Consider the following 26,934-nt stretch of genomic DNA (forward strand, 5'->3'; position numbering starts at 1 on the left):
GCTGTGTTTATTCACTTGAATCATCCGTAGTGTTCCCGTAGGATCCGGAAGGCGTAATATCGAGAGCCTGCTGCAGTTTCTGCTTCGTTTCCTCTAGAGCCCCTTCGTCCGGGACGAAATAATACAACCCGTCTTCCAGACGCATGTCCTGTCCTTCAATCGTATAGGTTGTCGTCGAAGGATTTTCGGAAGACAGCGTTTTTTGGATGGCGTATAGTTCGGAGATCGTCAGGTTCGTACTGACACTGTCACCGAGGATATCCGCAAATTCACCGGCTTTGAGCAGATTGTCGGCAGAAAGGGCCTCATCAATGCTTGCCTGGATGAATTGACGCTGTCGCTCGTCCCGTGGATAGGATACGGCAACATCACGCTTTCTCATCCTCACAAAAGCGAGAGCTTCCTCCCCGTTCATCGTTGTTTCACCAGCTTCAAATTCAATCTTCTTATCATAATCCAGGCTGCTTCGTTCCCAGAAGCCTTCCTTTACATCGATCGTGACGCCGCCCATCAGGTCGACAATTTCCATGAACCCTTCGAAATTGACGGATGCGAACTTATCAATCGGAATACCGAGGTAGTCCTCAACGGTTTCAATCGTCAGCTTTTCAGCCCCGTATCCGGAAACTTCCCCGAGCGAGTAGGCTGCGTTCAATTTGTGGGAGCCTGCATATTGATCGCCGACTTTATAGGCCGGGATGTCCACCTGCGTATCCCGTGGAATACTTGTCATCGTAATGTCCTTCGTATCAGGATCAAGGGTCATTACAATCTGGGTATCCGCACGGCCGGCGCCGCCTTCTGTCGAATAATCCTCAACACCCATCAGTAAAATTGAAATCGGATCATCGCCGATGTCCACAGCTTCATCCCGCAGGTCTGATTTTTCTCCTCTATCCAGATCTTCGTAAGAGGCGGTGTAGACTTTATTCACGTAATAAAAGCCACCACCGATCAGCAGCGACAGGACAAATAAAAAAACGACCCATCTTCTTATTCTTCTTTTTTTCCTGCGTCTGCGGACGCGGACGAGTTTTTTCGCCATTTGTTCCACCTCTGTTTTCTAACCTCTCAAATTCCCATTCTATCATAGATGAAAACGGGGGGAAGGCGTTCTTTTTGAGGATTGGGAAATTGTTAACTGGCTGTCATACAACGTCGTTTTTTGTAGTGATTTTGTCGAAAAAGAAAACTCCCCGAAACATTTCCGGGGAGTTTTCCTATTATAATTCTTCTTTTTCTAAAATCAGATAGTTCATTTCCTTACGGCTGATTTCGTTGTAGCGTTTCGCATTCAATAGATAGAAGACGATGCCGATGATGATCCATACACCAAGAGCGATGTAGGATTCCTTCCCTAAGGCTGCCGGTGACCATGGCAGCAGAAGGAGAACGAGAAAGCCGATGGAACTGATCATTCCGACCAGGGAAAGAAGCTTGCGTCCAGGGGAAACCGTGCTGGCTTTTTTCTCCGCCTTGGAATTCTCTGACCAGCGGAAAAACTTGTACGCCGTTGCGGTACAGAAAAAGTACGCGATGGCGACGCCGGTGGATGACATATCGACGACCCATAGCAGGGCTTCTCTGCCGAACCACGGAGCGACGAGACAGATCGTCATCGTAAACAGGATGCCGACATAGGGGGTTTTATATTTCGGGTGCAGCCTGCGGAAGATGTCCGGCAGAATGCGGGCACGTCCCATAGCAAATGTCAGACGGCTGGCAGAAATGTAAAACCCGTTCAATCCTGTGAAAATACCCATACAGACAGCAACAGCAATGATGAAGACGCCGGCGCGTCCGAGGTAGCTTTCAATCGCGTCACCGGTACCCCAGACCGACTGGGTGTCGTTGATCATCGCAAGCAGCTGCTGCCAAGGCATCGTACTGGCTGTAATCAGAATCATGGCGCTGTAGGCAACTCCTGCAGCGAGCAGCGACCAGATGATCAGGCTGAAGGCCTTTTTCGGTTCGAATTCAAATTCCTCCGCTGTCTGAGGAATGTTGTCAAACCCGACGTACGCGAACGGGGCAATGGCAAGAATCGTTAAAATGGATGCCATTGCGGTCTGATCCGGTGTAAATCCAGGGGAGATATTGGATACGCTTGGTCCGTCGGTCATGATGGCACCGATTCCAAGCAGGACGATTCCCGCAATCAAGATCAGGCTGAAAACAAATTGTGTCTGTCCGGAAAAGCTGGCACCGCGGATATTCAATAGAGCAAATACGATAAGGGCTAGAGATGCAATCGCGATCTGGATCATGGAAACATCATATCCAGCTACGGTATACATATTCCCTGTCTGAACAAAATCAGGGAAGAGGAATTTTGCCAGCAGTGCGAGGGCTGAGGCATTTAATGCAACAATACAGATATAGCCGAGCGTTAAAAACCATCCCGCCATAAAAGCGAACCGCCGGCCGAATCCTATATAGGCATAAGCGAATTCACCACCCGTAACAGGGAATTTTTCAATCAAAAATCCATAGCTGACGCCGATAATCATCATAAGAGCGGCGCCGAGTAAAAGGCCGAGAACTACACCGGCGGGGCCTGCCTGGCCGATCCAGTCTGTGGGGAGTACAAAAGCGCCCCAGCCAATCGCTGAACCGAAGGCAATCGCCCAGACCCAGTGGGGTTTTAACGTCTTTTCTAATTTTCTTCGTTCTCTAGTTGCCATAAACGAATAAGTCCTCCTAGTTAGATGTCAAAGATAACTTCCCTATTTTAGACAAACCAAAACGAAGGTGTAAACAAAAAAACCTCTATAAAGAAAAAGTCAGAAAAACGCAAAAAATGAAATGGGATTGTTAACAACCAGTTATTCCACTGACATAATCTGCTGATATAGTGGGGTTTGTGATGAAACCGGTCTAAATAGGTTTGAGGTGTGAAAAAATAGGCTAACGGAAATTTAGGAAATCGTTACATTGCCCCCCATATTCCTGTGATATAATTTTCTCGATTACAAACCTTAGTATGAACACAACAGATGGAAATTATCGATCCGCTTACAACGGACCGGAGAGGATATAATAAACCTGAGGAGGGTCTTTATGGAGTATAAGGCCTTGCTGTTCTGCCTGATCATTTCGCTGGCGATTACGCCGCTGGTCAAGCGGGCAGCAATAAAAATAGGTGCGACGGATCAGCCGAACCACCGGAAAGTCCACAAAAATGTGATGCCGCGTCTCGGCGGTTTAGCGATATATTTAAGCTTTGCGCTGGGAATCGTCTTCTTTTTTCCGGAAAGTGAATTAACATGGCCTGTCCTTCTCGGTGGAACGATCATTATCGTGACCGGCGTGCTGGATGACTTGAAAGAACTGTCCGCGAAAATGAAACTCGCCGGACAGCTGCTTGCCGCAGGAGTCGTCGTCATCGGCGGTGTCCAGGTGGAATTCATCAACCTGCCCTTCGGCGGGGAGCTGGAGCTTGGATATCTCAGTATTCCGCTTACGATCGTCTGGATCATTGCCATTACAAATGCCATCAACTTGATTGACGGTCTGGACGGCCTTGCCGCAGGAGTATCAGCCATTGCGCTGTTAACCATTTCCGGCATGGCCATCACGATGGGGAATGTATTTGTCGTCTTCGCAGGCTTGATGATGCTTGGAAGCACCCTCGGCTTCCTCGTCTACAATTTTTACCCTGCTAAGATTTTCATGGGGGATACAGGTGCCCTGTTTTTAGGATTTATGATCAGTGTTCTTTCTTTACTCGGATTTAAAAATGTGACGTTATTCTCCCTTGTCATTCCTGTCATTATTTTAGGTGTGCCGATTTCGGACACGCTCTTTGCGATCGTCCGCCGGGTCATCCAGCGGAAACCGCTGTCGGCACCGGATAAGTCGCACCTTCATCATTGTCTGTTAAATCTCGGCTACAGCCATCCGGAATCTGTCCTGATGATTTATGCGGTCAGTGCCCTGTTCAGTCTCGCTGCCGTCATATTCTCACAGGCGACGATGTATGGAGCGGTTCTTGTCATAGCTCTTCTAGCGCTGATGATTGAATTGATTGTTGAAATCACCGGTTTGATTGGAAAAGATTACAAACCGATTTTGAATATGATCCGCGGGGTCCGAACCCGTCGATAAAAAAAGCAGAAGGCTGGATGAACAGCCTTCTGCTTTTTTTTTACATGGAATTGTTGTTTTCGTCTCCGTTGGAAAAGCTGTCCACCTCATCGTCTTTAACGAGAGGGTTGGATAGGTTCAAGTGATCTTTGAGCGTTTGAGTGACGGCGGTGAGATCTTCTTCATTCACCTGGTAGTACCAGCCGTTACCAGTGAATCCGCCTTCTCCTGACAGCTGCATTTTATCAAACGTAAAGCCGTCCTTCTGCAGGAAATAATCTTTAAAGGAAATCATTTCATCAAAGGTCAGGTTCGTTTTCATGTTGCTGCTCACAGAGGCGAGGATATCGTCGAAGTTGTTCAACCCTTTTGTGGACATCGTTTCACTGAAAATTTCCTGGATGAGCTTCATCTGGCGCTCCCCACGGGCAAGGTCACTGTCATACTTCCTTGTTCGTGCAAGAGCCAGAGCTTCTTCGCCGGTAATCGTCTGGTAGCCTTCCTGCAGCTCTACGGCTCCCGCTGTATCGGAACTGTTCTGCTCTGTCATATCAAATGGAACGTCGTAGTTGATGCCGCCGATGGCATCAACAACTTCCACAAATGAATTGAAGTTCAATCGGACATAATAATCGACAGGAACATCAAGCAGCTGCTCCACCGTCTTGACGGTAGCATCCACACCGCCGAAGGCATGGGCGTGGGCAATCTTATCCTCATAGCCGACTTCAGGGATATAGGTGAGTGAGTCCCGGGGGATGTTCAGCATCTTAATCGAACGATCATCCTGATTGAAGGTGGCCAGAACGAGGGCATCGGAACGGGCCGGCAGTCCTTCATCACCTGTACGCTTCTCACTGTCATCAATGCCGATGAATAACACAGACGTGTGATCTTTGGCAGGGTTCACTTCTTCCACGCGTTTATCCGACATGCCGCCTCGGTCCAGCTCTTTGTGGGATTCGGTGGCGGTTTCTTTCACCTGATCGGTTAAATAAACCGCATACCCCGCCGCTGCTCCGATGCCGGCAAGCAAGAGGAAAGCCGCTGCCCAGAGGAAGATGGTCAGCTTTTTCAGCTTCATACGTCAGTAAGCTCCTTTACTCCGGTGTGACGTCAAATTCTACGTAGGAGGTTCCGCCTCTTGTGATGTCCGCCTGACCACTCGTCAAATCGACCATCCAAGCTTCGAATTCCTCTTCCAGTCCGCTTTCTACGTATATTATTAATTCCACATTTTCCAGGTAATTAACCGTTTCTAGCGTATACGTCGAATTCCGCACTTCATTTTCCACTTTTCCGAGCAGGGTATAATCGATTTTCACCTTGATTTCCTGCATCAGCTGCCGTTGGACGACACCGGTCGTCGTAATGGCTTCAGAAGCAGTGGATCCGTAAGCGCGGATGAGACCGCCGGCCCCCAGCTTAATGCCGCCGAAGTAACGGGTAACAACGACAGCGGTATCCTTTAACCCGCGTTTTTTCAGTACTTCCAGCATCGGTACACCGGCGGTTCCACTCGGCTCCCCGTCGTCATTCGCCTTTTGGATCAAATCGTGTTCGCCGATCATGTAAGCGGAGCAGTTATGGGTGGCATCGCTGTGTTTCTTTTTGATTTCCTGAATAAAGGCCTGTGCTTCTTCTTCTGTTTCACAACGCTTCACATAACCGATGAAGCGGGATTTTTGTATGGTAACTTCTTCAGAACCCTCAGGTTTTACGGTATAATATCTTTCCAGCATCGTTGAAAACCTCCTAAGCTTTTATTATATCGAGGGGGGTTGAAATGGGCAAACCATACAAATAGTAGGGTTGCGGCTGAAAAGTTGTACATAACCCCCATAAATGGACATGGGTCTTACGAATGATTATGTGAATATTGATGGAGGGACTTGTGATGAGCGAACAGAAAACGGGGGATATCGCCCTTGACCATATTATCGATGAGATGGTGGATACAGTCACCAACAGCAAGGATGAAATTTTTGAGATCGGCGAGGGATCCCGTCAGGAATATGAAAAGCTGTACGATGAACTGCAGGAAACGAAACGACAGGTGATTGCTTATATTGAAGAAGGCGATCAACTCGATCAGAAAGTTCGTTTTTCCCGCAAGCGTTTGTCCGAAGTAAGCAGTCAGTTCCAGAAATATTCAGAGGAAGAAATCCGCGAAGTCTATGAGAAAACCCATGCCCTGCAGATGGAACTCTCGATGAAAAGAGAAAAAGAGAAACAGCTGCGCTGCCGCAGGGACGACCTTGAACTCAGACTTCGTAAGCTTGAGGAAACGATTGGACGTGCGGAAGCGTTAGGCGGGAAAATTTCCGTCGTTTTGAATTACTTAACCGAAGATTTCAAACAGGTCAGCGATGCTTTGGAAACAGCGAAGGAAAAGCAGCAGTTCGGCCTGCAGATCATTGAAGCGCAGGAAGAAGAACGCCGCCGGCTCTCCAGGGAAATTCATGACGGTCCGGCACAGATGCTGGCCAACGTGATGCTCCGCTCCGACCTTGTAGAAAGGACCTATAAGAAACGCGGCATCGAGGATGCGATGCAGGAAGTGAAAAGTGTCCGCTCGCTCGTCCGGTCTGCCCTCTATGAAGTACGGAGGATCATTTACGACCTCCGTCCAATGGCCCTTGATGATCTTGGTTTACTTCCTACATTGAAAAAATACCTGGCGACCGTCCAGGATTACAATGATGGACTGACCATCACCTTCGCCACGTTTGGTAAGGAAGACAGGCTGGAATCCAAATACGAAGTAGCTCTGTTCCGCCTTGTGCAGGAGGCCGTCCAAAATGCGGTCAAGCACGCCGAAGCGCAGGAAATCAAAGTGAAAGTCGAAATCATGTCCACCAGTGCGATGATCATCGTGAAGGATGACGGAAAAGGTTTTGATACGAACGGGAAGAAGGAAAAATCGTTCGGCCTGATGGGCATGCGGGAACGTGTAGAAATGCTCGAAGGCGAACTGAACATCGATTCCAGCATCGGTGAAGGGACGATAGTCACAATCCATCTGCCATTAAATTGATAATTTTGTGAAAAACTATGTAAATGGACTTAAATCGTTTATAATAGAAAGCAGGATTAGGGTGTCATTTACAAACAAAACAAAAACAGAGATAGAGAGAGAACAAAGAATAGGTTAGGGGAACAAAAAACCATTCTATGTAAGAGAAACAGGAGGAAATGACCATGACGACCAGAATCGTACTGATTGACGACCATAAATTGTTCAGGGAGGGCGTAAAGAGAATCCTCGACTTCGAATCCAGTTTTGAAGTTGTAGCCGAAGGTGATGACGGGGATGCAGCACTGCGAATCGTCGAGGAACACCTGCCGGATGTAGTGTTAATGGACATTAACATGCCAAGCATGAACGGCGTAGAAGCGACAGCAGAAATTACGAAGCGGTATCCTGAAATGAAGGTCATCATCCTGTCCATTCACGATGACGAGAACTATGTCACCCACGCCTTGAAAACAGGGGCGCAGGGGTATCTGTTGAAGGAAATGGACTCTGATGCGCTCATCGATGCCATCAAAGTCGTCGGTGCTGGAGGCTCTTATCTGCATCCGAAGGTTACGCACAATCTAGTAGCGGAATACCGCCGTTTGTCAGAAAGCAAAGGAAGCAGCAGCTATCGTACGATCGAGTACCGCAAACCGCTTCATCTGCTTACCCGCCGCGAATGCGAAGTGCTGCAGCTGTTGGCGGACGGTAACAGCAACCGCGGTGTAGCAGAGGCCTTATACATCAGTGAAAAGACCGTTAAAAACCATGTCAGCAATATTTTACAGAAGATGAATGTGAATGACCGTACGCAGGCGGTTGTCACGGCCATTAAAAATGGCTGGGTGGAAGTCATTTAACGGTAGATTTGCTCCTTACTCAAGCTGTCCGGAACCTCCGGGCAGCTTTTTTCTTTGTCTGCATGACCGGGCCTGGTATTTCATTAAACAGGATGAGAAGGCTCTCATTCAGCAGGGTTCGAAGGGGGACGGGGAGACTCCTGCGGGATGAGCATGCAGGGTGAGGCCCCGCAAGGCGGAGCCTGAGGAGACTCAGCGCATGTCCGCGGAAAGCGACCTGTCCCCCGCAGAACCTGACTCCGACTTCGTTGATACAACAGGAATGGGAGTGTCTGACATCGGACAGCTGCACAGTTTGTTGGTGCAATGGCAGCGGCCTTCATGTAAAATAGGGAAGGAGAAAAAAGAAAACTATCGTACATATAAGCATAGAGGAATTTTTTTATAAGGAGCTGGGTCGGATGAAAACAGCAATCATAACGGACAGTACGGCTTACCTTCCGAAGCAAGTAAGACAAGCCCATCATATACATATGGTCCCCTTAAACGTCATCTTTGGGGAAGAATCCTATCAAGAAGAGATTGATATCAACGCCGATGATTTTTATGACATGGTCAGGGAAGGCGGGAAGCTTCCGAAAACCTCCCAGCCGTCGATCGGCATCATGACACAAAAGCTCGAGGAACTGGCGCACAACTATGACGCCGTCATTTCCATCCACTTATCCAGCGGAATCTCCGGCACCTATCAGGCGATGATGACCGCCGGGGAAATGGTGGATGATATCGACGTCCACGTGTTTGACTCGGAAATCAGCTGCCACATGCAGGGCTTTTATGCGCTTGAGGCTTCGGATATGGCCGAGCGCGGAGCAGGTCCTGACGAAATTTTGTCCCGTCTGAAGAAAATGAAGGAAACGATGCATGCCTACTTCATGGTAGATGATTTGTCCCACCTGCAGCGCGGCGGCCGTCTGAACGGAGCGCAGGCATTTGTCGGCAGTCTGCTTCAGGTGAAGCCGGTGCTGCACTTTGTGGATACGAAAATCGTTCCGTTTGAAAAAATCCGTACGCGTAAAAAAGCACTGAAACGGATCCTTTCCCTGCTCGCAGAAAAAGTGGAGGACGGGGGGGAATACGAAGCAACCCTGATTCACGCCAACCGTCCGGATGAAGCTGCGGAATTGAAGAAAGAAATAGAATCCCGGCACCCCAATGTCCACGTGACCTTAAGCTACTTTGGTCCGGTTATCGGCACCCACCTCGGTGAAGGGGCGATCGGCCTTGGCTGGTACCGTCAGTCCTGAGAATACGAGCCTGTCTGTGAGACTCAGGCAGGCTCTATTTTTCTAAGGAAGGTGACGCTGTGCTCCCGTATTTCCAACGAAAGAAACCTCAGGACTTCTCCTGGATCCCCTCCAATCCCGTTCCTCATCCACATCTCGATCTTGCCGGTAAACTCCTCCTCCCACATGAAATCCCCTACAGTCAAAAAGTAATATTAACGTTGGTTTCGAAACGATTTTTAACGAAAACAGAGAGTATGGAGCAGCACCTGTTTCAAAAACGCTGCCGCCGCTGCGGGAACACGCAGGCCCATTTGTTTGCCGAACTCCCCCATACAACCTGTGGAAAGTCGTGCGTCTACTGCCGCAACTGCATCCAAATGGGACGTGTATTGGAATGTGAGCCATTGTATATAGGAAGCGCAAACGTCCAGTGGCCTCTCTATGAGGATCCATGTGTATGGGAGGGAACGCTGACTCCCGGCCAGCAGCGGGCGGCCGATGATTTGACCGCATTGGTTCAAAGCGGCTCCGGGGAACACCTCATCTGGGCTGTCTGCGGAGCTGGGAAAACAGAAGTGCTTTTTCCTGCGATTACAAAAGCATTGGAAACCGGCAAAAGAATCTGCCTTGCCACACCGAGGACCGACGTTGTCCGTGAGCTGCAGCCTCGGCTGCAGAAGGCTTTTCCTGCAGTCGATACAGCGGCTTTGTACGGGGACAGTCCGGACAAAAACGGGCGGGCTCCATTTGTCATTGCCACCACCCACCAGCTTTTCCGATTTGCACATGCTTTTGACGTGCTCATTATCGATGAAGTCGATGCCTTTCCCTTTCACAACGATCCCACGCTGCATTTTGCAGCCAAAAGAGCGGCCAAGCCGGAGGCTGCGATCATTTATTTAACCGCAACGCCACGAAAAGAACAAAAGCGAAGGCTCCGCCAAAAATCCCTCCCCGTCACTTTCATCCCGAAACGATTCCACGGTCACCCGCTCCCTGTACCTGTGTTGAAGCTGACTCCGATGCTTCACCGCTCTTTGAACCGAGGAAAGCTTCCGCAGCATCTATCGAAAACCATCTCTGAACAGCAGACCACAGCCAGGCAGCTGCTGCTTTTTCTTCCTTCCATTAAAAAGGCAGAGGAAATCGCTGCTTTCTTAAAGGAAGAAGGGTTTGAAGTAAAGTCGGTCCACGCCGAAGATCATCACCGGGCAGAGAAAATTCAAAGCTTCCGCAATAGAGAGTACCGCATTCTCGTTACGACAACGATTCTAGAGCGTGGCGTGACCTTCCCGTCGGTCGATGTATACGTCATCGATGCCGGTCATGTTGTCTTCGATGAAGCGGCTCTCGTTCAGATTGCCGGCCGGGCTGGAAGAAGCGCTGACGATCCGGATGGGGATGTGCGTTTTTACCACATCGGTAAAACCGATGAGATGCTGGACGCGGTGGAAGCGATCAAAAAGATGAACAAGCTGGGGCAGAAGCTGTGAACTGTTATCTCTGCTTTTCACCCATCGTACCGGAAGTGAACTGGACAAATTTCCTGCTGCCGGTAATCAATAAGAAAATCTGCCGGACGTGTGAAGAAGAGCTTGCGAAGCTTCCTGCTGAACGCTGTCCGATGTGTTCAAGAGCAGAAGAGGGTCTCTGCGGTGACTGCTCGCGCTGGGAAGAGACGCTTCCTGGTGTCCTTGATCAAAACGATTCGGTGTTTACGTACAATGCTTTTGCCAAAGAGCTTGTCGCCAAATGGAAATACCGCGGCGATTACGTGGCTGTGGAAGCTCTTGAAGTGATGGTGAAGGAAAAGTGGAAGGGGCTGAACCTGGATGATGATCTGACTGTCTGCGTTCCTTTGAGTTCGGAGCGGGAAAAGGAGCGCGGCTTTAATCAATCCGGGAAGATCATTGAAATGGTCGGAAAAGAACCCGCGCATCTTTTTAAACGCATTCACGGGGAAAAGCAGTCGAAGCGGAATAGACGGGCGAGGCTGGAAGCGGACAACCCCTTCTCTCTTGTGAAACCGGTAAATCAGCCGGTTATCATCGTGGATGACATTTATACAACGGGAAGAACGATCCGTCATATGGCCTCGCTGTTGAAAGAAAGCGGCTGTCCCGAGGTGCGGTCATTTACAATTTTTCGATGAATCTGTCTATGAGACTTTTGAATCTTATTTTCTAACCGATATAATAAGAAAGAGAGTATAAGGGGGACCATCGGCATGGGAGAATTAGCGAACTGTCCGCGCTGTAATGCCATATTCATAAAAGGAGCGGCCGTCATCTGTCAGGCATGCGTAAAAAAAGAGGAGCAGGACTTTCAGACGGTGTATACGTTTCTAAAGAAAAAATCCAATCGGACGGCTACGGTCAATGAAATTGAAGCAAAAACCGGCGTTTCCAAGAAGCAGATCCGGGAATTCGTAAAGCAGAAAAGGCTGCACCCTTCGCAGTTTCCTTCCTTGGAATACGGATGTGAGAAGTGCGGATCCCCCATTCAGGAAGGACGCATCTGTTCCAGCTGCAGCAGAGAACTCGGAGAAGAGCTGGAGCAGGTAACGCGCAACGAGCAGTTTGCTGATCGGATCAAGGAAAAAGTGTCTCGTAAGACTTATTACTCAGTGGGAAATGATTAATTTGGATGATGGATGGAGCGATTCCTTTTCCGATATATAGAGTATAACGAAACGGACACGTAAGTGAGGTGTATCTAATGAAAATCAATCGACCGCATCATACTCAGATGAACCCTTATCAAAAACAGTTGAATCAGCAGGCAGATGTCAAAACTCATCAGGCGAAGGATAAGCTGGAAATCTCTCCGCAGGCGAAGCAGATGCAGGAGAATGATTCGGTATCTCCGATGCGACAGAAACTCGTGGAACAGATCAAGCATGATGTGGATACGGGCAATTATCAGGTGGATGCCCAGGCATCAGCGAAAAAGATGATCGATTTCTTTTCAAACAAAGAATAAAGGAGCATCACCATGACGATCGGTACCATCATAACTCTCATGAACAAACTGACTCAGCTGCATAAAAGCCTGCTTACGGTATCGCACACCAAAACAGAGGCGTTGAAGCATAATGAAACGGACAAAATGCAGAAACTGCTGCAGCAGGAGCGTAAGCATGTGCAGGCTGTGAAACAGATGGAAAAGCAGCGGACGGAAGCGGCGGCCGAGTGGTTTAAGGAGAAGGGGCATACGGGACAGGACGAGACCGTTTCCGCAATGCTCCAGCTTCTTTCAGGTGAGGAAAAAGAGGAGCTGCAGCGTGCGTATGAAGCGCTCATCTTCGTTCTCTCTGATTTGAAACAGCAGGAGGCTTTGAATGCGGAGCTCATCCAACAGTCGATGCAGTTTATCAGCCTGTCACTGAATACACTGGAGCCGTCCATCCAGTCGTTGAATTACGGAAAACAAAAGCAGGAAGCGCCGAAGCGCTCCCTGTTTGATTCGAAAGCTTAAATAGAGGAGCAGCACATATGACATCTACGTTTCACGGGCTTGAAGTAGCCAAACGCGGCTTGTTTACCCAGCAGGCTGCCTTATACACAACCTCTCATAATATCGCCAACGCCAACACCGAAGGATATACGAGACAGCGCGTCAATTTCGAGCAGACCGGTCCATATCCTGCCGCTTCGAGAAACCGTCCGGAAATTCCCGGTCAGATGGGAAGCGGTGTGCAGGCAGCTTCCATTGAGCGCGTGCGTGTCGGTTTTCTTGATCAACAGTACCGCGGGGAAGCCAGTAAAGCGGGCTATTATGATTCACGCTCGGACGCTCTTGCGCGTCTGGAAAGCGTCATGAACGAACCTTCCGAGGATGGTTTATCCAGCACGATGGACCGTTTCTGGGGAGCCCTTCAGGATTTGTCCGTGAACCCGGAGGATTCAGGCGCCCGTTCTGTCGTCCGGCAGCGCGGCCAGGCGGTGGCCGAAACGTTCAACTATCTTTCCAACACGATCCAGACGATGCAGAAGGATGTGAAAACGGAAGTGGGCGTCACGGAAAAGTCGATCCATTCCATCGCCAACCAGATTCATAATATCAATGAGCAGATCAGTGAAGTCGAGCCCCACGGAATGGTTCCGAATGATTTGTATGATGAGCGTGACCGCTTGATCGATCAGCTTTCCGAGCACGTCAACGTACAAGTGAGCTATGAGGAGGCGTCCGCATCTGCCAGTCCACTGGCTATGGGGAGAGCGACGATTTCCTTAGTCAATCAAGATGGTAAAGCAATGAACCCGCCGGCCACCCTTGTAGACGGAACCATCGGTGGCGGCGTGAATGAACTGGATGTCACCTATGGCGCAGACAGCGCTCTCGCTACAGGAATGACAATAGGGGGAAACACGTACACGATTGAAGAATTTTCTTCCCCCGGAAAATTGAAAGGCTTAATCGAATCCGGTGGGTATGTGGAGGCCGGAGAGAAAAAGGGCAGCTACGAAAACATGCTCTCGGATCTGGACCGGATGGCCACAGGCTTTGCGGAGGCATTCAATACCGTTCATCAAAACGGGGAGTCTTTGAACAGCATCAATAATGGAACGGCTGTACCGAAGTTTTTCGATATCGATATGTCACAGGCAAACGATGACGGCGTCGTGGAAGGCATTGCAGGGACGTTGGATTTAACGGATGAAATCAAAGCCGACGGCGACAACATCGCAGCAGCGGTGACGAATGAGTCGGGGAACGGTGAAAACGCTCGGAATCTTGCTGAAGTGAAGAACGATAATAACGCCCTTTTCGGTGAGGAAGCGTCCTTTTCCAACTTTTATGAATCCATCATTGGTACGATGGCCGTGGAAACGCAGGAAGCGGAGCGGATGTCGAAAAATGCCGGCACACTGCAGGCTTCTGTGGAGGAGCAGCGGCAGTCGGTCAGCTCTGTCTCCCTCGATGAGGAAATGGCCAATATGATCAAATATCAGCACGCCTATAATGCGGCCGCCCGTAACATTACGGTCATTGATGAAATGCTGGATACCATCATCAACCGGATGGGCGTGTAAGGAGGGAGGATAACCTATGCGCGTAACTCAATCGATGTTAGCCGGCAATATGCTGCGTAATTTAAGCAGCAGCTATGAAAACATGGGCACCTATCAGGATCAGCTGGCGACCGGGAAGAAGATCACCCGTGCCTCCCAGGACCCTGTTGTTGCGATGAAGGGCATGAATTACCGCTCCCAGCTTTCCGGCGTGGAACAGTATAAGCGGAACATCAGCGAAGTGCATAATTGGATGGACAGCAGTGATTCTTCTATGAATGAAGCCACACAGGCGATGCAGCGTGTGCGAGAGCTGACGGTTCAGGCAAGTAACGGCACGTATGAAGGAGAACAACTCGCCAACATTGCAAAAGAAATCCGCCAGTTGAAGGAGCATGTCGGAAGCATCGCCAACACGAAGGTGAACGATAAATACATCTTTAACGGAACCAATACGACAGCCGCACCGGTCAATATGGACAATGCCGCTTTTACGATCAATCAAAGCGCAAGTCCGGTCATGATCGAAGTGTCGGACGGTGTCCGGATTCAGACGAACGTGAACGCCGGTAACGTGTTCAACGAAGATTTGTTCAACGACCTTGAAAGCTTCGCCAATGCTTTGGAAAGTGGGACAGACCTTGATGAATTTCTTGGTAAATTCGATGGTCATATCAACAATATCGTCAATGAGCGGGCCGATCTCGGCGCACGGATGAACCGGGTCGAGTTGATTGAGGACCGTCTGGCGACTCAGGAGGTATCGGCCTCCAAGCTCGTCTCCGATAATGAAGATGCCGACATTGAAAAAGTCATCATGGATTTGAAAACACAGGAAACAATCCACAGGGCCGCCCTCGGTGCCGGATCGCGCATCATCCAGCCGACGCTGATGGACTTCCTAAGATAGGCTGCCCCCTGAAGGGACAGCCTGCTTTTTTATGAAAAGGAGAGCATCCTTATGAACATACCTAAGCTCCAGGTGCAGACGACTCAAGCACGGCTCGGTCATCAGGTGGAAGGATCAAAGCAGACGATCCGTCAGCCGAAAGCGGAATTGTCCATCCAGCAGCCGGCAGCGGAAATGAATATCCGTCAGCGTCCTGGAAAACTGACGATCGATCAGACAAAGGCTTGGAACAATATTGATTTGAAAAGCGTGGCGAAGCGGAGTGATGAGCTTGCCGCTGATGGCCGGCAGTTGTTACTGGAAGGCATTGCCCGAATGGCGCGTGAAGGCGATGAGCTGATGAAAATCGAAAGCGGCGGCAATCCAATCGCCTCACATGGAGAGGAAAATGCCAAGCTGGACTTTACGTTTGCACCGGGAGGGCTGCCTGCGTATGATCTTGTTGACGTATCGTATAAGGCCGCTTCTGTTGAAATAGACGTAGAGCCTAAGAAGCCGGTGCTTCAGGTGCAGCCGCAGAAACCACAGCATACGTATCAGCCTGGAAAAGTGAGCTTTCAGTTAGAACAGCATCCGGACGTACAGATCGACTGGAAAGTGTAAAAGGAGAATAAATATGAATATCAATACAAAGCATTTCGGTGAACTTGCTGTCGAGGAAAAGGATCTTCTCACCTTCAAGCACGGGCTGCCGGGATTTGAAGATGACCATACATATGTGCTGCTGCCTGTGGATGAAAATGGTGTTTATTACGCGCTGCAGTCCGTGGATGAAGCCGAGGTAGCACTCATCGTCACCAACCCGTACCTGTTTTTTGCGGATTACGAGTTCCATATTGAAGACGCGGTCGTTGAAGAGCTTAGCCTGAACGGCCCGGAAGATGTAGCCGTCTACAGCGTGTTGACGTTAAAAGAGCCTTTCAAAGCCTCTACGATCAACTTGAAAGCTCCAATCGTTGTTAACGTCCATAAAAACAAGGCCAAGCAGGTCATCCTTAAAGAAGAAAGCTACCAGAGACGGCAGCTTCTTTTGACAGAGGATAAAGGCGGTGAAGCTGATGCTCGTCCTTAATCGTAAGTCCGGAGAATCGATCAAAATCGGTGATGACATCGAAATTAAAGTCGTTTCCATTGAAGGCGGACAGGTGAAGCTCGGCATCGAGGCTCCCCGTCATATCGATATCCACCGCAAAGAAGTGTATGTCAGCATTGAAGAGGAGAACAAGGAAGCCTCCGCGCTTTCAAAAAATTTACTGGATCTGCTGAAAAAATGAAAATAATCGTTAACAGTGGGAAAAGTCGTCCGATATAAGTAATGTAAAACATTACAAGAGTCGGCCGACTTTTTGTATGTATTCTAATGGGTTTCACAAGGACGTGGAATCAACCATTTCAAGGAGGAATTTGTAACATGAGAATTAATCACAATATCGCGGCTTTGAATACTTATCGTCAATTGGGCTCTGCTAACAATGCGCAGTCCAACTCTATGGAGAAACTATCTTCTGGTCTTCGTATTAACAACGCATCTGATGATGCAGCGGGTCTAGCGATTTCTGAGAAGATGCGTGGACAGATTCGTGGATTGGATCAAGCTTCTTCAAACGCACAAGATGGAATTTCTATGATTCAAACAGCTGAAGGAGCACTAAATGAAACCCATGACATCCTTCAGCGTATGCGAGAGCTAGCGGTACAAGCATCAAACGATACTAATACGACTTCAGACCGAGATGAAATTCAAAAAGAAATTAATCAAATGACATCTGAAATTAACCGTATCGGTAACACTACAGAGTTTAACACTCAGAAACTATTAAATGGAGAAAAGACTACTGGTACAGCTGCTACTGCGGCTAGTTTAACAGGATCCAGTGCAGCTAGTGCAGTAACAACTGGCGGGACACTGAATTTAAAGATAGATGGTACTGATGTTGGAGTAACTATAAATGACGGAGATGCAGCTAGTGATATTGTTACTGCAATTAACACTGCTGCAAACACTAACCTCGGTACGATTAGTGAAACATATGCTTCACTTGATAGTGATGGAGCACTTAAACTGGATTCAGTCACAACGGGTTCTAGTTCGTCAGTGGAGGTAGTTGGGGTGTCTGCTGGTACTGCTTTAGCGGACTTAAATATCTCAGCTGGTAGTGATAATGGAACTGACGCAGGTGCGGGGATCCAGTTTCAAATAGGGGCTAACGAAAACCAAAGCTTAACACTTGAGATATCAGATATGCGTGCAAACTCTCTTGGGCTAACAGGAACGGGCACTGGATATACTTCAGGCCCAGGAGTAAGTAACGGTACTGATTCTGCAGGTGTTGAGTCAGGGTTAGATGTTTCAACTGCTGAAAGTGCTGCAAATGCAATAACAAAAATCCAAGGAGCAATAGACAATGTTTCTGCTGAACGTTCAAAACTTGGTGCTAACCAAAACCGTCTTGACCATACTATTAATAACTTAAGTACATCTTCTGAAAACCTAACTGCTGCGGAATCTCGTATCCGCGACGTAGATTATGTTTTAGCTGCCTAAGCAGTGACAAGCACAGTCGTCCTAGCTGGTAACGGCTAGAGATAATAATCGGGTGAATTGCTGGAAACCCCTGAGAACTTTTCTTACCACAACGTAATTGGAAACGATAAGCGTGAAGGTTAACAAAAGAAAAGATTGGGCAATCAGCAGCCAAGCTCCTGTCTCGAAAGAGTGGAGAAGGTTCAACGACTAGGATAAACCATCTAAAGCAAAAGCTATGGTGATGAAATCCATAGGTGAAACAATGTATCATCAGCATTGTGAATCCGAAGTGCCCGACCCCTTTTGATGAAAAAGGGTGAAGATATAGTCTGGTCATTTGTGAAAGCAAATGTTCGCACGATGGCGAAAGAAATGATGAACCAAACCAAGAACTCTATCCTTTCTCAAGCTGCACAGGCGATGCTTGCACAAGCAAACCAACAGCCACAGGGAGTTCTTCAACTTCTACGTTAATTTTTATTCTCAAGAGACTTCAGTTTACTGGAGTCTCTTTTCTATTTCCTCTTCAACTTCCTTAAAACGCTCCGATATAAAAAGAAAACCGTATAGGAGTTGTTGAAGGTGCATCTGTCCACACGCATCACCCCCTCACAACCCCTGCAGAGCACCTATAAGCCACATAACCCAACGACATCTGTTCAGGACATACAGGAGAAGAGAGAAGCGTACTCTTTTCCTGCTGGTGAAAAAGAAAAGCTGACGCAGTTGACGGACAGCTTGAATGATATTTTCCAATCGTTACAAACATCCCTGCGCTTTCAGTTCCACGATAAGCTCGGGGAATATTATGTAACCGTCGTCAATAATGAAACCGACGAAGTGATTAAGGAAATTCCGCCGAAGAAGATGTTGGATCTGTATGCATCGATTGCGGAATCAATCGGCATCATTGTCGACCATAAAATATAAGAAGGTGAAAGCATGAGTGATATGCGGATCGGAGGCCTGGCTTCCGGAATGGATATTGACGGTATCGTCAAGGACCTGATGAATGCGGAGAAACAGCCGTTAAACAAAATGGAGCAGGATAAGGAATGGCTCACATGGCAGCGGGATTCGTACCGTGATGTGAACAAGCAGTTGAAGGAACTGGATGATATGGCCTTTAACATGAAACTGCAGTCAACGTTCAATTCCAAAACAGCAACCTCTTCGAGTTCGGCCGTTTCTGCAACAGCCAATGCTTCCGCTGGAAACGGCGATTATACGCTGAGCGTGGAACAGCTGGCGACGGCTGCCTACAACTATAGTGAAGAAAAGATTACAAAAGATGGTTCGTCATTTGATCCGAGTGCTTCGTTAAGCAGCCAGCAGAACAGTTTCAAAAATGGTCTGACGCTTGGCGAGACATTTTCGATAACGACGTATAATGAAGACGGCTCAAAAAATAAGAAGTCGTTCGAAGTGACCGGAGACAAGTCACTGAATGACGTTCTCTCTGAAATCAGCAAGTCTGATCTCGGTGTCCGTGCGTTTTATGATAAAAGTGCGGATAAAGTGATGCTTGAACGAACCGTAACCGGAAACTTCAATCAGGATGATAATGAATTCTTAGGTGCGGAAATTGGTTTTGATGGAAGTGCTTCGTTTCTGTCTACGACCCTTGGCATTAAGAATGGGGATAACTCCTCCGGCTCGTGGAAGCTAAATGAAAAAGGCGGACAGGATGCGAAATTCACCTATAACAACGGGCTGGAAATTTCGTCGAAGACCAACAACTACACGTTGAATGGTGTGAACTTTACCTTCAACGAAGTGACCGATGGCAACGTCAAGGTCAATGTGACCAACAATGTGGATGACGCGTTTGATAAGATTGTCAAATTCGTCGATAAATACAATCAGATCATTGAGGACTTGAACGGGAAGGTACAGGAAAAGAAGAACCGTGACTATCCACCACTGACAGCCGAACAGAAAGAGGATATGGAAGAGAAGGAAATCGAGCTGTGGGAAGAGCAGGCGAAGAGCGGGATGCTCCGGAATGATGCCGCTGTTTCTGGAGCGCTCAGCAAAATGCGGGAAAACTGGTACACACCTGTTCAGACAGATGGAGCGTTTTCCATGCTGTCGCAGATCGGCATCACATCCTCCTCCAACTACCGTGACGGCGGTAAGCTCATCGTCGACGAGGACGATTTGAAGAATGCCCTTCGCAACGATCCGGAATCGGTCTATCAGCTGTTTACGGGTACAGAGGAGAATCCTGGTATTGCACGGCGTCTGGAAACGACGATCGACAGCACCGTGAAATCGATCGAGCAGAAGGCAGGAAAAGCGACGACGCTGGATAACAATTTCCTGCTCGGCCGGCAGATTGAAGATTTAGATGATGAAATGGACAGCTTCCAGGACCGCTTGAATCAAATTGAAGACCGCTACTGGAGAGAGTTTACCGCGATGGAGAAGGCCATTTCACAGATGAACTCCCAGTCAGCTTTTATTATGCAGAACTTTGGCTAAACGTTATAAAAAAAGGAGTGTTGAATAGATGTCTATTCAAGCCTATCAAAACAACTCAGTGGAAACAGCCTCCCCTGGCGAACTGACACTCATGCTCTACAACGGCTGCATCAAATTCATCAAGGCAGCGGGAAAAGCGATGGAGCAGAAAGATATAGAAAGTAAAAATACGAATATCCAAAAAGCCCAGCGCATCATCCAGGAACTGATGGTGACGATGGACCAGAATACAGACATCAGCGCACAGGTGCTTCCGCTGTATGACTATATGAACCGCCGTCTGATCGAAGCGAATACGAAAAATGATGGAGCCATCCTTGATGAAGTGGAAGGGCTCGTTGTCGAGTTCCGCGACACGTGGAAGCAGGTTATCCTGCAGACGAGAAAATCCCAGTATGCCCAGGGCGGAAACGCGTAACGATGGTGTGGCAGACATTTTTAACGCTGACGAAAGAACTGGAGGAAATGGTTCACCAGCCCTCCTCTCAGACTCGCTCTCAGCGGATGGAACGTATCAATGACCTGTTAAAAAAACGCCAAGAACTGTTATCCAAGCTGCCGCAGCCTTCGACGGATGAAGAAAAAGCGATTGTCCAGGAAGTGAAGAAGCGGGACTTGATGATCAATCAGAAGATGGAGTTCCTGCTTATGGATTTGAAGAATCAGATGCGGAATAATAAAAAGCAGAAATCCAGTAAACAGCGCTATATCAATCCGTACCAAAACGTATCGACCTATGATGGCATGTATCTGGATCACAAAAAATAGACAGAGGGATTCCCCTGTCTATTATAACCTGTGAACAGCACACAATGCTTCGTGCTTATCATGAGCTTATCCACACCACTCAGGAGGGCCTGGACTATTTAACAGACCTTTCCATCGCCACAGGCTCCTGATGTTTTTCAGGATGTGCTGATGGCTTTCCAACAGTTGAACGTCACTCATGGGAAAATGGGTGGGCTGATGGAAGGTGATTTGCTGAAGGATTTTCTACATATCGTTGAAATGCTCGAAGGCTGGTTTGACATTTCCTCTCAGGAGAAGTCCATTCATCTGTCTGAAGTAGTCCCGCCTGCCTACGCGGCATGGTCAGAAAAAATCTAGTCCGCCCTGGACCCTTATATCGTGCACTAGTAAAGAAGTATCAGGATCCTGATGCTTCTTTTGTTTTGGTTAGAAGGTAGATTTCATGACTAATCTCCTATATAATCCCATGGTGGAACCATACATAAAAAGGGGAGAGGTTATATGAAGAAATGGTTAGGACTGGCAGCCACCGCTTTGGCAGCGGCAGGATTGTTTCAAGCATCAACCGTCGAGGCAGCGCAAGATCCCATCGAGGTAGAGAAAGTCGAAGCACAGAATACATATGAAGAAAAGGAACCAAACGATGGACGGGAAAATGCCACGCAAGTTCCGTTGAATTCCTACATTTCCGGAGAATTTACGGACGAGGATGTGGATTACTACCGTGTAGAGGTGAATGGGGATGCAACGGTTCAATTTACCTTTCATCTATTTGAGTATGTAGAGGAAAAAACGGATATGAAGTTTCAAGGCAGACTCCTGACCGAACAGGGAGAGGTTTTGCCACCTTATAGCATGAATGGAAATGAATATGGTTACATAGAGTCCCATCTTTTAGATCCGGGCGTCTACTATATGAAAGTATGGGATAAGGCGGACCTTGCGGATGGCAGCACCTACTATCTAGGTACTGGAGCAGAACTTTTAGACGCATCCGCAGAAAGAATCTGGGGAGTCGACCGCTACTGGACAGCCGCCAACATTGCAAGATATGGCGATGCGGACCGTTACCCATCTGAAAATGTTGTGCTGGCAACCGGAGAGGATTTTCCTGACGCACTGGCAGGAGCTCCATTAGCAGAGCACCTCGATGCACCGATCCTGTTGACGCGGGAGGACGAAGTTCCTGGAATCACAGAACAAGTGATGAACAGCTTAGATACCGAAAAAGTGACGATTCTTGGCGGAACAGGCGCTGTTTCCGCTGATGTAGAAACGTATTTGGAAAATGTTCTTGGAATGGAAGTCGACCGCATTTCCGGAAAAAACCGCTATGAAACCGCCGCAGCGATTGCGGACCGTCTCCCTGAAAGTGATCAAGCGGTCGTCGCCTACGGACGCAATTTCCCGGATGCGCTTTCTATCGCCCCGATCGCGGCTGGAAAAGGGATGCCGATTCTCTTAACCGAGCAGGATGAACTTCCGGAAGCAACAGAGCAAAGTCTGAAAAACTATGGTGAAAGCATCGCGGTCGGAGGGACAGGAGTAATCAGCTCTGATGTACTCGCTGACATGCCGAAAGCAGAGCGAATATCTGGGAAGAACCGTTACCTGACGTCGCTTGCCGTCGTGGAACACTTCAACGTCGGAGGAGTGAAAGCGAGCTTTGCGACAGGGTCCCATTTTGCTGATGCCCTTGCCGGCTCTGTGAACGATGTCGACCAGCCGCTTCTTCTGACACCGAAAGATGAACTGAACGAAGAGATCAAAGCGTACGTAAAAGAAAAGGAGATGTTCCGTTTCAACATTTTCGGCGGTAAAGCCGCTGTCGAAAAGAGCGTGGAACAGGAACTGGAAGCTCTCTATGAATAAAAGTGAATGTGTATGGTGCTTTCTACACGAAAGACTTACGGTCACGTTCCGCTTATCGATGGATGCTTGCCGGGGCACGTCCACAGCTAACTAGGACAGGAAAAATGCCTGTCCAAGCGGATCTTCGGCTCGCGCTTTTCCCGCAGGCGTCACCACCGAACGCTCCTCGTGATTTCCCTAAGTAATCTCTTAAAATCAGGGGGTATCGAGACCACGCTGGGAGGTCTTCATGAGTAGGATTGGATGTTCGTCCGTGGAATAGGAAGGTTCTTTCTTCCGCAGGCATTGGAAAACACGGTTTTGTAAAAGTGAAAGTCAGCCTGACCCAGGCTGACTTTTTTTATCTTAATCTTTTTGTAAGGTTATGACGGAAACGGCGGTTCATCTATCATTTTGACAAAATCCATCCCTGTTTCATCCACGTTTTCATTGTCATGGGACAAATTCCAGCAAATACCGACATAAAAATGACACAATTTTAAGAAAGTTTATGCAGGAAAGGCCGTGGGTATGATAGAATATATATCACATAAGGATGAAAGGAGGACACTTCTAATGCTACAGTACAACATTCGTGGTGAGAACCTTGAAGTGACGGATTCTATTAAAGAATATGTGGAGAAAAAGGTGGGCAAGCTTGAACGCTACTTTGACACTCCCCCGTCCTCTGAGGTGCACGTAAATTTAAGTGTCTATAATGATGAGCAGACAATCGAGGTCACAATCCCGATGAAAAATCTACTACTCCGAGCGGAGGAGCATAATACAGATTTATACGCTGCCATCGACCTTGTGGTTGATAAATTAGAACGACAGATCCGTAAGCATAAAACGAAGGTAAACCGCCGATTCCGTCAGGAGGGTGCACCAAAATACGTATTTGCCGAATTAGAGCGTGAAGCCAACCAGGAGCAGATGCAGTCGGATGATGAATTCGATGTGGAAATCGTGAAAACGAAACGCTTTGACCTGAAACCGATGGATAGTGAAGAAGCGGCCCTTCAAATGGATATGCTCGGCCACAACTTCTTCGTCTTTACAAATGCGAATACTGATGAAACAAATATCGTATACAAACGACGTGACGGCCGCTACGGTTTAATTGAAACGTAATCTATGAATGAAAAGAAAAAGCATTCCTGTTTTGACAGGGATGCTTTTCTTTTTGGGAAAATTCCAGAAAACCAAAAAAGGAGAATCGTTCCCTTTCAAAACCCGCATTTTCCACTGAGAAAACCTCCATTTTTAACCAGCTCTTCCTGCTGAAACCTCCATTTTATATATGTGCATGCTTCCTCTTGCTGTAGTATAACTAAAGCAACAGGGAGGTGATGAGATGACCTGCAGAAACTGTCATGACGTGGATCAACGTTTGAAGCAGCAGGAAGATACAATCGTCCAGCTTGTCCACATCATCGGCTCCACCAATAAGCGTGTAAAAGAACTGAACGAAAGACAGCTCCAGCTTCAGCCGCTTTTCCTAAATGAACCCGCCCCAGCCACTACTTCAACAACATAAATCCCCGGTGACTAAAGCCCCGCTCTTGAATTGTCAGGCCGCTTCTCTTAGTGTTATGATAAGAGATGGACTGAACTACACAACCGAAGATTGGAAATCAATAGAGGAGCGGTTGCAATGCTTGGAACTTTAAAGAAAATCTTTGGCGACGGCAATACTCGTCAACTGAAACGATTAGAAAAGATCGCTGATGATATTGATGCAATGGAATCAGACATCGAGAAATTGTCAGAGGAAGATTTAAAGAATAAGACGGCAGAATTCAAAGAACGCTATCAAAATGGCGAGAAATTAGATGATATGTTAGTCGAAGCCTTCGCGGTTGTCCGTGAAGCTTCGAAACGTGTGTTGAATATGCGCCCGTTCCGCGTCCAGCTCATGGGTGCGATCGCCCTTCACGAAGGGAACATTGCAGAGATGAAGACAGGGGAAGGTAAAACCCTTGCCTCTACCATGCCTGCGTACTTGAACGCCCTCACAGGCAAAGGCGTCCACATCATTACTGTGAACGACTACCTGGCGAGCCGTGACTCGACGGATATGGGTGAGCTTTATCAGTATCTAGGGCTGACGGTCGGATTGAACTCCAACGGCATGTCCAAGGATGAGAAAAGAGAAGCCTACAACGCTGACATCACGTACGGAACGAACAATGAGTTCGGCTTTGACTACCTGCGTGACAACATGGTGCTCTATAAAGAGCAGATGGTCCAGCGTCCGCTGCATTATGCCATCATTGACGAAGTTGACTCGATTTTAATTGATGAGGCGCGTACACCGCTGATCATATCCGGATCTGCTTCAAAATCCGCCGACCTTTATGTTGGTGCCAATTCGTTTGTTCGTCTGCTTGCCCGTGAAGAGGACTTTACGTACGATGAAAAAACGAAAAACGTCCAGCTTACAGAAGAAGGGATTAACAAAGCGGAGCGTTTCTTCAAGATTGAAAACCTGTTCGATCTTTCCAACGTATCGCTCATTCACCACATCAACCAGGGCCTGAAGGCGCACACGTCGATGCAGCGTGATACCGATTATGTGGTGGAAGAAGGAGAAGTGGTCATCGTCGACCAGTTCACCGGACGTTTAATGAAAGGCCGCCGCTACAGCGATGGCCTCCACCAGGCGATTGAAGCGAAGGAAGGTCTTGAAATCCAGAACGAAAGCCAGACGCTCGCTTCCATCACATTCCAGAACCTTTTCCGTATGTACGAAAAGCTTTCCGGTATGACCGGTACTGCGAAAACCGAGGAAGAGGAATTCATGAATATCTACAACATGCGTGTTGTCGTGATTCCGACGAACCGTGATATTCAGCGTGATGATAAAGCCGACCTCGTTTACAAAACGATGGACGGGAAGTTCAAGGCGGTTGTCGAGGATATTAAAAACCGTCATGAAAACGGCCAGCCCGTGCTTGTCGGTACGGTAGCAGTGGAAACGTCTGAAATCATCTCCCGCTATCTGACAAAAGCAGGCGTGCCGCATAATGTCCTGAACGCAAAAAACCACTTCCGTGAAGCGGAAATCATCGAAAACGCCGGACAGAAGGGTGCCGTAACGATTGCGACGAACATGGCCGGTCGTGGTACAGATATCAAGCTCGGCGACGGCGTAACAGAAGCCGGTGGCCTGGCGGTCATTGGTACTGAGCGTCACGAATCACGCCGGATCGATAACCAGCTGCGTGGTCGTGCCGGACGTCAGGGGGACCCGGGGATGTCCCAGTTCTACCTGGCGACAGATGATGAACTGATGCGCCGCTTCGCCTCCGACAACATCCGCAACATGATGGACCGTCTCGGTATGGACGATTCCCAGCCGATTGAGAGTAAAATGATCTCCCGTGCAGTGGAATCGGCGCAGAAACGTGTGGAAGGGAACAACTTCGATGCTCGTAAGACGATCCTTTCCTACGATGATGTGCTCCGTCAGCAGCGTGAAGTAATCTACAAGCAGCGTTATGAAGTGCTCACATCTGAAAATCTTCGTGAAATCATCGAAGGGATGATCGATCGTACGGTGGCTCAAACCGTTGATGTCCACACGAGTGAAGAGGAAGATGAAAACTGGGAGCTTGAGAGCGTTGTCGATTATCTTCGTGCCAACCTGCTCTTTGAAGGTGACGTCACCGTTGAAGACTTGAAAGGAAAAGATCCGGAAGAAATGAAGGAGCTTATCCTGGCTAAAGTGAAGGAACGTTATGACGAGAAGGAAGAAGAGCTGACACCGGAGCAGATGCGTGAGTTCGAAAAAGTCATCCTGCTTCGCACGGTCGACCAGAAATGGATGGACCACATCGATCAGATGGACCAGCTTCGCCAGGGGATTCACCTGCGTGCATACGGGCAGAACGATCCGCTTCGGGAATATAACTTCGAAGGCTTCCGTATGTTTGAACAGATGGTGGCAAGCATCGATGAGGAAGTGGCCCGTTATGTCATGAAGGCGCAGATCCGCAGCAACCTGCAGCGCCAGGAAGTGGCGAAAGGTGCAACAGCCGTTTCCGGCGGGGAAGAAAGCAAGGAACCGAAAAAGAAAAATCCTTACGTAAGAAAAGACACCGTCGGCCGCAATGACCCTTGTCCTTGCGGAAGCGGCAAGAAGTATAAAAATTGCCATGGTAAATAACCAGTGGGACACTCTCTTTTTACAGAGAGTGT

General features: G+C 48.3%; 28 protein-coding genes and 1 pseudogene. 25 read left to right on the top strand and 4 right to left on the bottom strand.

The annotated features are described in order from the left end of the window. Positions 1 to 7: 7 nt before the first annotated feature. On the bottom strand, positions 8 to 1,045 hold the full coding sequence (locus ACXAJH_RS11190) for an LCP family protein (protein WP_474993982.1): 1,038 nt from the start codon (positions 1,043 to 1,045) through the stop codon (positions 8 to 10). A 178-nt stretch (positions 1,046 to 1,223) separates the two neighbouring features. Then, complete coding sequence (locus tag ACXAJH_RS11195) at positions 1,224 to 2,684, bottom strand: APC family permease (RefSeq protein WP_474969468.1); 1,461 nt, start codon at positions 2,682 to 2,684, stop codon at positions 1,224 to 1,226. A 376-nt stretch (positions 2,685 to 3,060) separates the two neighbouring features. Between ACXAJH_RS11195 and ACXAJH_RS11200 the strand changes: the two genes are divergently transcribed. Next, a complete protein-coding gene (locus ACXAJH_RS11200) occupies positions 3,061 to 4,107 on the top strand; it encodes a glycosyltransferase family 4 protein (protein WP_474971022.1) in 1,047 nt (348 codons plus the stop codon). A gap of 40 nt (positions 4,108 to 4,147) precedes the next feature. Here ACXAJH_RS11200 and ACXAJH_RS11205 read toward each other — a convergent pair whose 3' ends face one another. Together ACXAJH_RS11205 and ACXAJH_RS11210 are read right to left on the bottom strand one after the other, a co-directional pair. Beyond that, a complete protein-coding gene (locus ACXAJH_RS11205; RefSeq protein ID WP_474969466.1) occupies positions 4,148 to 5,170 on the bottom strand; it encodes an LCP family protein in 1,023 nt (340 codons plus the stop codon). A gap of 16 nt (positions 5,171 to 5,186) precedes the next feature. Further along, positions 5,187 to 5,828: a YigZ family protein gene (locus ACXAJH_RS11210; protein WP_474969465.1), complete on the bottom strand. Its 642-nt coding sequence runs from the start codon at positions 5,826 to 5,828 to the stop codon at positions 5,187 to 5,189. 155 nt (positions 5,829 to 5,983) lie between these two features. Between ACXAJH_RS11210 and ACXAJH_RS11215 the strand changes: the two genes are divergently transcribed. The 24 genes and pseudogenes from ACXAJH_RS11215 (at position 5,984) to secA (ending at position 26,902) form a co-directional block, all read left to right on the top strand. Then, on the top strand, positions 5,984 to 7,123 hold the full coding sequence (locus ACXAJH_RS11215; protein WP_474969464.1) for a sensor histidine kinase: 1,140 nt from the start codon (positions 5,984 to 5,986) through the stop codon (positions 7,121 to 7,123). A 164-nt stretch (positions 7,124 to 7,287) separates the two neighbouring features. Further along, positions 7,288 to 7,965, top strand: coding sequence for a response regulator (locus tag ACXAJH_RS11220; RefSeq protein ID WP_027955040.1), 678 nt, complete (start codon positions 7,288 to 7,290; stop codon positions 7,963 to 7,965). Between the two features lie 401 nt (positions 7,966 to 8,366). Then, a complete protein-coding gene (locus tag ACXAJH_RS11225; protein ID WP_474969463.1) occupies positions 8,367 to 9,212 on the top strand; it encodes a DegV family protein in 846 nt (281 codons plus the stop codon). Between the two features lie 59 nt (positions 9,213 to 9,271). Then, entirely contained in the window at positions 9,272 to 10,687 is a 1,416-nt protein-coding gene (locus ACXAJH_RS11230; protein WP_474993983.1) for an ATP-dependent helicase ComFA, read from the top strand. Then, on the top strand, positions 10,684 to 11,346 hold the full coding sequence (locus ACXAJH_RS11235) for a ComF family protein (protein WP_474993985.1): 663 nt from the start codon (positions 10,684 to 10,686) through the stop codon (positions 11,344 to 11,346). The genes ACXAJH_RS11230 and ACXAJH_RS11235 overlap by 4 nt, the downstream gene beginning before the upstream one ends. Before the next feature lie 75 nt (positions 11,347 to 11,421). Continuing rightward, a complete protein-coding gene (locus ACXAJH_RS11240) occupies positions 11,422 to 11,835 on the top strand; it encodes a TIGR03826 family flagellar region protein (RefSeq protein ID WP_474993986.1) in 414 nt (137 codons plus the stop codon). A gap of 77 nt (positions 11,836 to 11,912) precedes the next feature. Next, positions 11,913 to 12,176 (top strand): flagellar biosynthesis anti-sigma factor FlgM, encoded by a 264-nt coding sequence (gene flgM / locus ACXAJH_RS11245; RefSeq protein ID WP_474969459.1) that lies wholly within the window; start codon positions 11,913 to 11,915, stop codon positions 12,174 to 12,176. A 12-nt stretch (positions 12,177 to 12,188) separates the two neighbouring features. After that, a complete protein-coding gene (locus ACXAJH_RS11250; protein WP_474969458.1) occupies positions 12,189 to 12,671 on the top strand; it encodes a flagellar protein FlgN in 483 nt (160 codons plus the stop codon). 17 nt (positions 12,672 to 12,688) lie between these two features. After that, the gene (gene flgK, locus ACXAJH_RS11255) at positions 12,689 to 14,230 is read left to right on the top strand and encodes a flagellar hook-associated protein FlgK (protein WP_474993987.1); all 1,542 of its coding nucleotides are present in this window, start codon (positions 12,689 to 12,691) and stop codon (positions 14,228 to 14,230) included. 16 nt (positions 14,231 to 14,246) lie between these two features. Continuing rightward, on the top strand, positions 14,247 to 15,119 hold the full coding sequence (flgL, locus tag ACXAJH_RS11260) for a flagellar hook-associated protein FlgL (protein ID WP_027955049.1): 873 nt from the start codon (positions 14,247 to 14,249) through the stop codon (positions 15,117 to 15,119). 51 nt (positions 15,120 to 15,170) lie between these two features. Beyond that, positions 15,171 to 15,722, top strand: coding sequence for a DUF6470 family protein (locus ACXAJH_RS11265; RefSeq protein WP_474993989.1), 552 nt, complete (start codon positions 15,171 to 15,173; stop codon positions 15,720 to 15,722). Positions 15,723 to 15,735: 13 nt separating this feature from the next. Beyond that, positions 15,736 to 16,191 (top strand): flagellar assembly protein FliW, encoded by a 456-nt coding sequence (gene fliW / locus ACXAJH_RS11270; protein ID WP_474993991.1) that lies wholly within the window; start codon positions 15,736 to 15,738, stop codon positions 16,189 to 16,191. Continuing rightward, on the top strand, positions 16,178 to 16,393 hold the full coding sequence (gene csrA / locus ACXAJH_RS11275) for a carbon storage regulator CsrA (protein WP_027955052.1): 216 nt from the start codon (positions 16,178 to 16,180) through the stop codon (positions 16,391 to 16,393). The genes fliW and csrA overlap by 14 nt, the downstream gene beginning before the upstream one ends. A gap of 137 nt (positions 16,394 to 16,530) precedes the next feature. Then, positions 16,531 to 17,664 (top strand): flagellin N-terminal helical domain-containing protein, encoded by a 1,134-nt coding sequence (locus ACXAJH_RS11280; RefSeq protein WP_474993993.1) that lies wholly within the window; start codon positions 16,531 to 16,533, stop codon positions 17,662 to 17,664. Positions 17,665 to 18,006: 342 nt separating this feature from the next. Next, positions 18,007 to 18,120 (top strand): annotated as a pseudogene (locus tag ACXAJH_RS11285) (flagellin); the annotation flags it as partial. 108 nt (positions 18,121 to 18,228) lie between these two features. Next, positions 18,229 to 18,576 carry a flagellar protein FlaG gene (gene flaG / locus ACXAJH_RS11290; RefSeq protein WP_474993995.1) on the top strand — a complete coding sequence of 116 codons (348 nt, stop codon included), beginning with the start codon at positions 18,229 to 18,231 and terminating at the stop codon, positions 18,574 to 18,576. Positions 18,577 to 18,588: 12 nt separating this feature from the next. Further along, positions 18,589 to 20,130, top strand: a complete 1,542-nt coding sequence (locus ACXAJH_RS11295) for a flagellar hook-associated protein 2 (protein ID WP_474993997.1) — start codon at positions 18,589 to 18,591, stop codon at positions 20,128 to 20,130. A gap of 28 nt (positions 20,131 to 20,158) precedes the next feature. Next, positions 20,159 to 20,548 (top strand): flagellar export chaperone FliS, encoded by a 390-nt coding sequence (gene fliS / locus ACXAJH_RS11300; RefSeq protein WP_474969451.1) that lies wholly within the window; start codon positions 20,159 to 20,161, stop codon positions 20,546 to 20,548. Positions 20,549 to 20,550: 2 nt separating this feature from the next. Then, complete coding sequence (fliT, locus tag ACXAJH_RS11305) at positions 20,551 to 20,898, top strand: flagellar protein FliT (protein ID WP_474993999.1); 348 nt, start codon at positions 20,551 to 20,553, stop codon at positions 20,896 to 20,898. Between the two features lie 150 nt (positions 20,899 to 21,048). After that, a complete protein-coding gene (locus ACXAJH_RS11310; RefSeq protein WP_474994001.1) occupies positions 21,049 to 21,237 on the top strand; it encodes a hypothetical protein in 189 nt (62 codons plus the stop codon). Between the two features lie 144 nt (positions 21,238 to 21,381). Continuing rightward, a complete protein-coding gene (locus ACXAJH_RS11315) occupies positions 21,382 to 22,752 on the top strand; it encodes a cell wall-binding repeat-containing protein (RefSeq protein WP_474994003.1) in 1,371 nt (456 codons plus the stop codon). A 555-nt stretch (positions 22,753 to 23,307) separates the two neighbouring features. Next, positions 23,308 to 23,865, top strand: coding sequence for a ribosome hibernation-promoting factor, HPF/YfiA family (hpf, locus tag ACXAJH_RS11320; RefSeq protein ID WP_027955061.1), 558 nt, complete (start codon positions 23,308 to 23,310; stop codon positions 23,863 to 23,865). Between the two features lie 223 nt (positions 23,866 to 24,088). Then, entirely contained in the window at positions 24,089 to 24,271 is a 183-nt protein-coding gene (locus tag ACXAJH_RS11325; protein ID WP_474969447.1) for a hypothetical protein, read from the top strand. Positions 24,272 to 24,388: 117 nt separating this feature from the next. Next, on the top strand, positions 24,389 to 26,902 hold the full coding sequence (secA, locus tag ACXAJH_RS11330) for a preprotein translocase subunit SecA (RefSeq protein ID WP_474994004.1): 2,514 nt from the start codon (positions 24,389 to 24,391) through the stop codon (positions 26,900 to 26,902). Positions 26,903 to 26,934: the final 32 nt, after the last annotated feature.

The organism is Halobacillus sp. ABD4_316 (assembly GCF_056161385.1).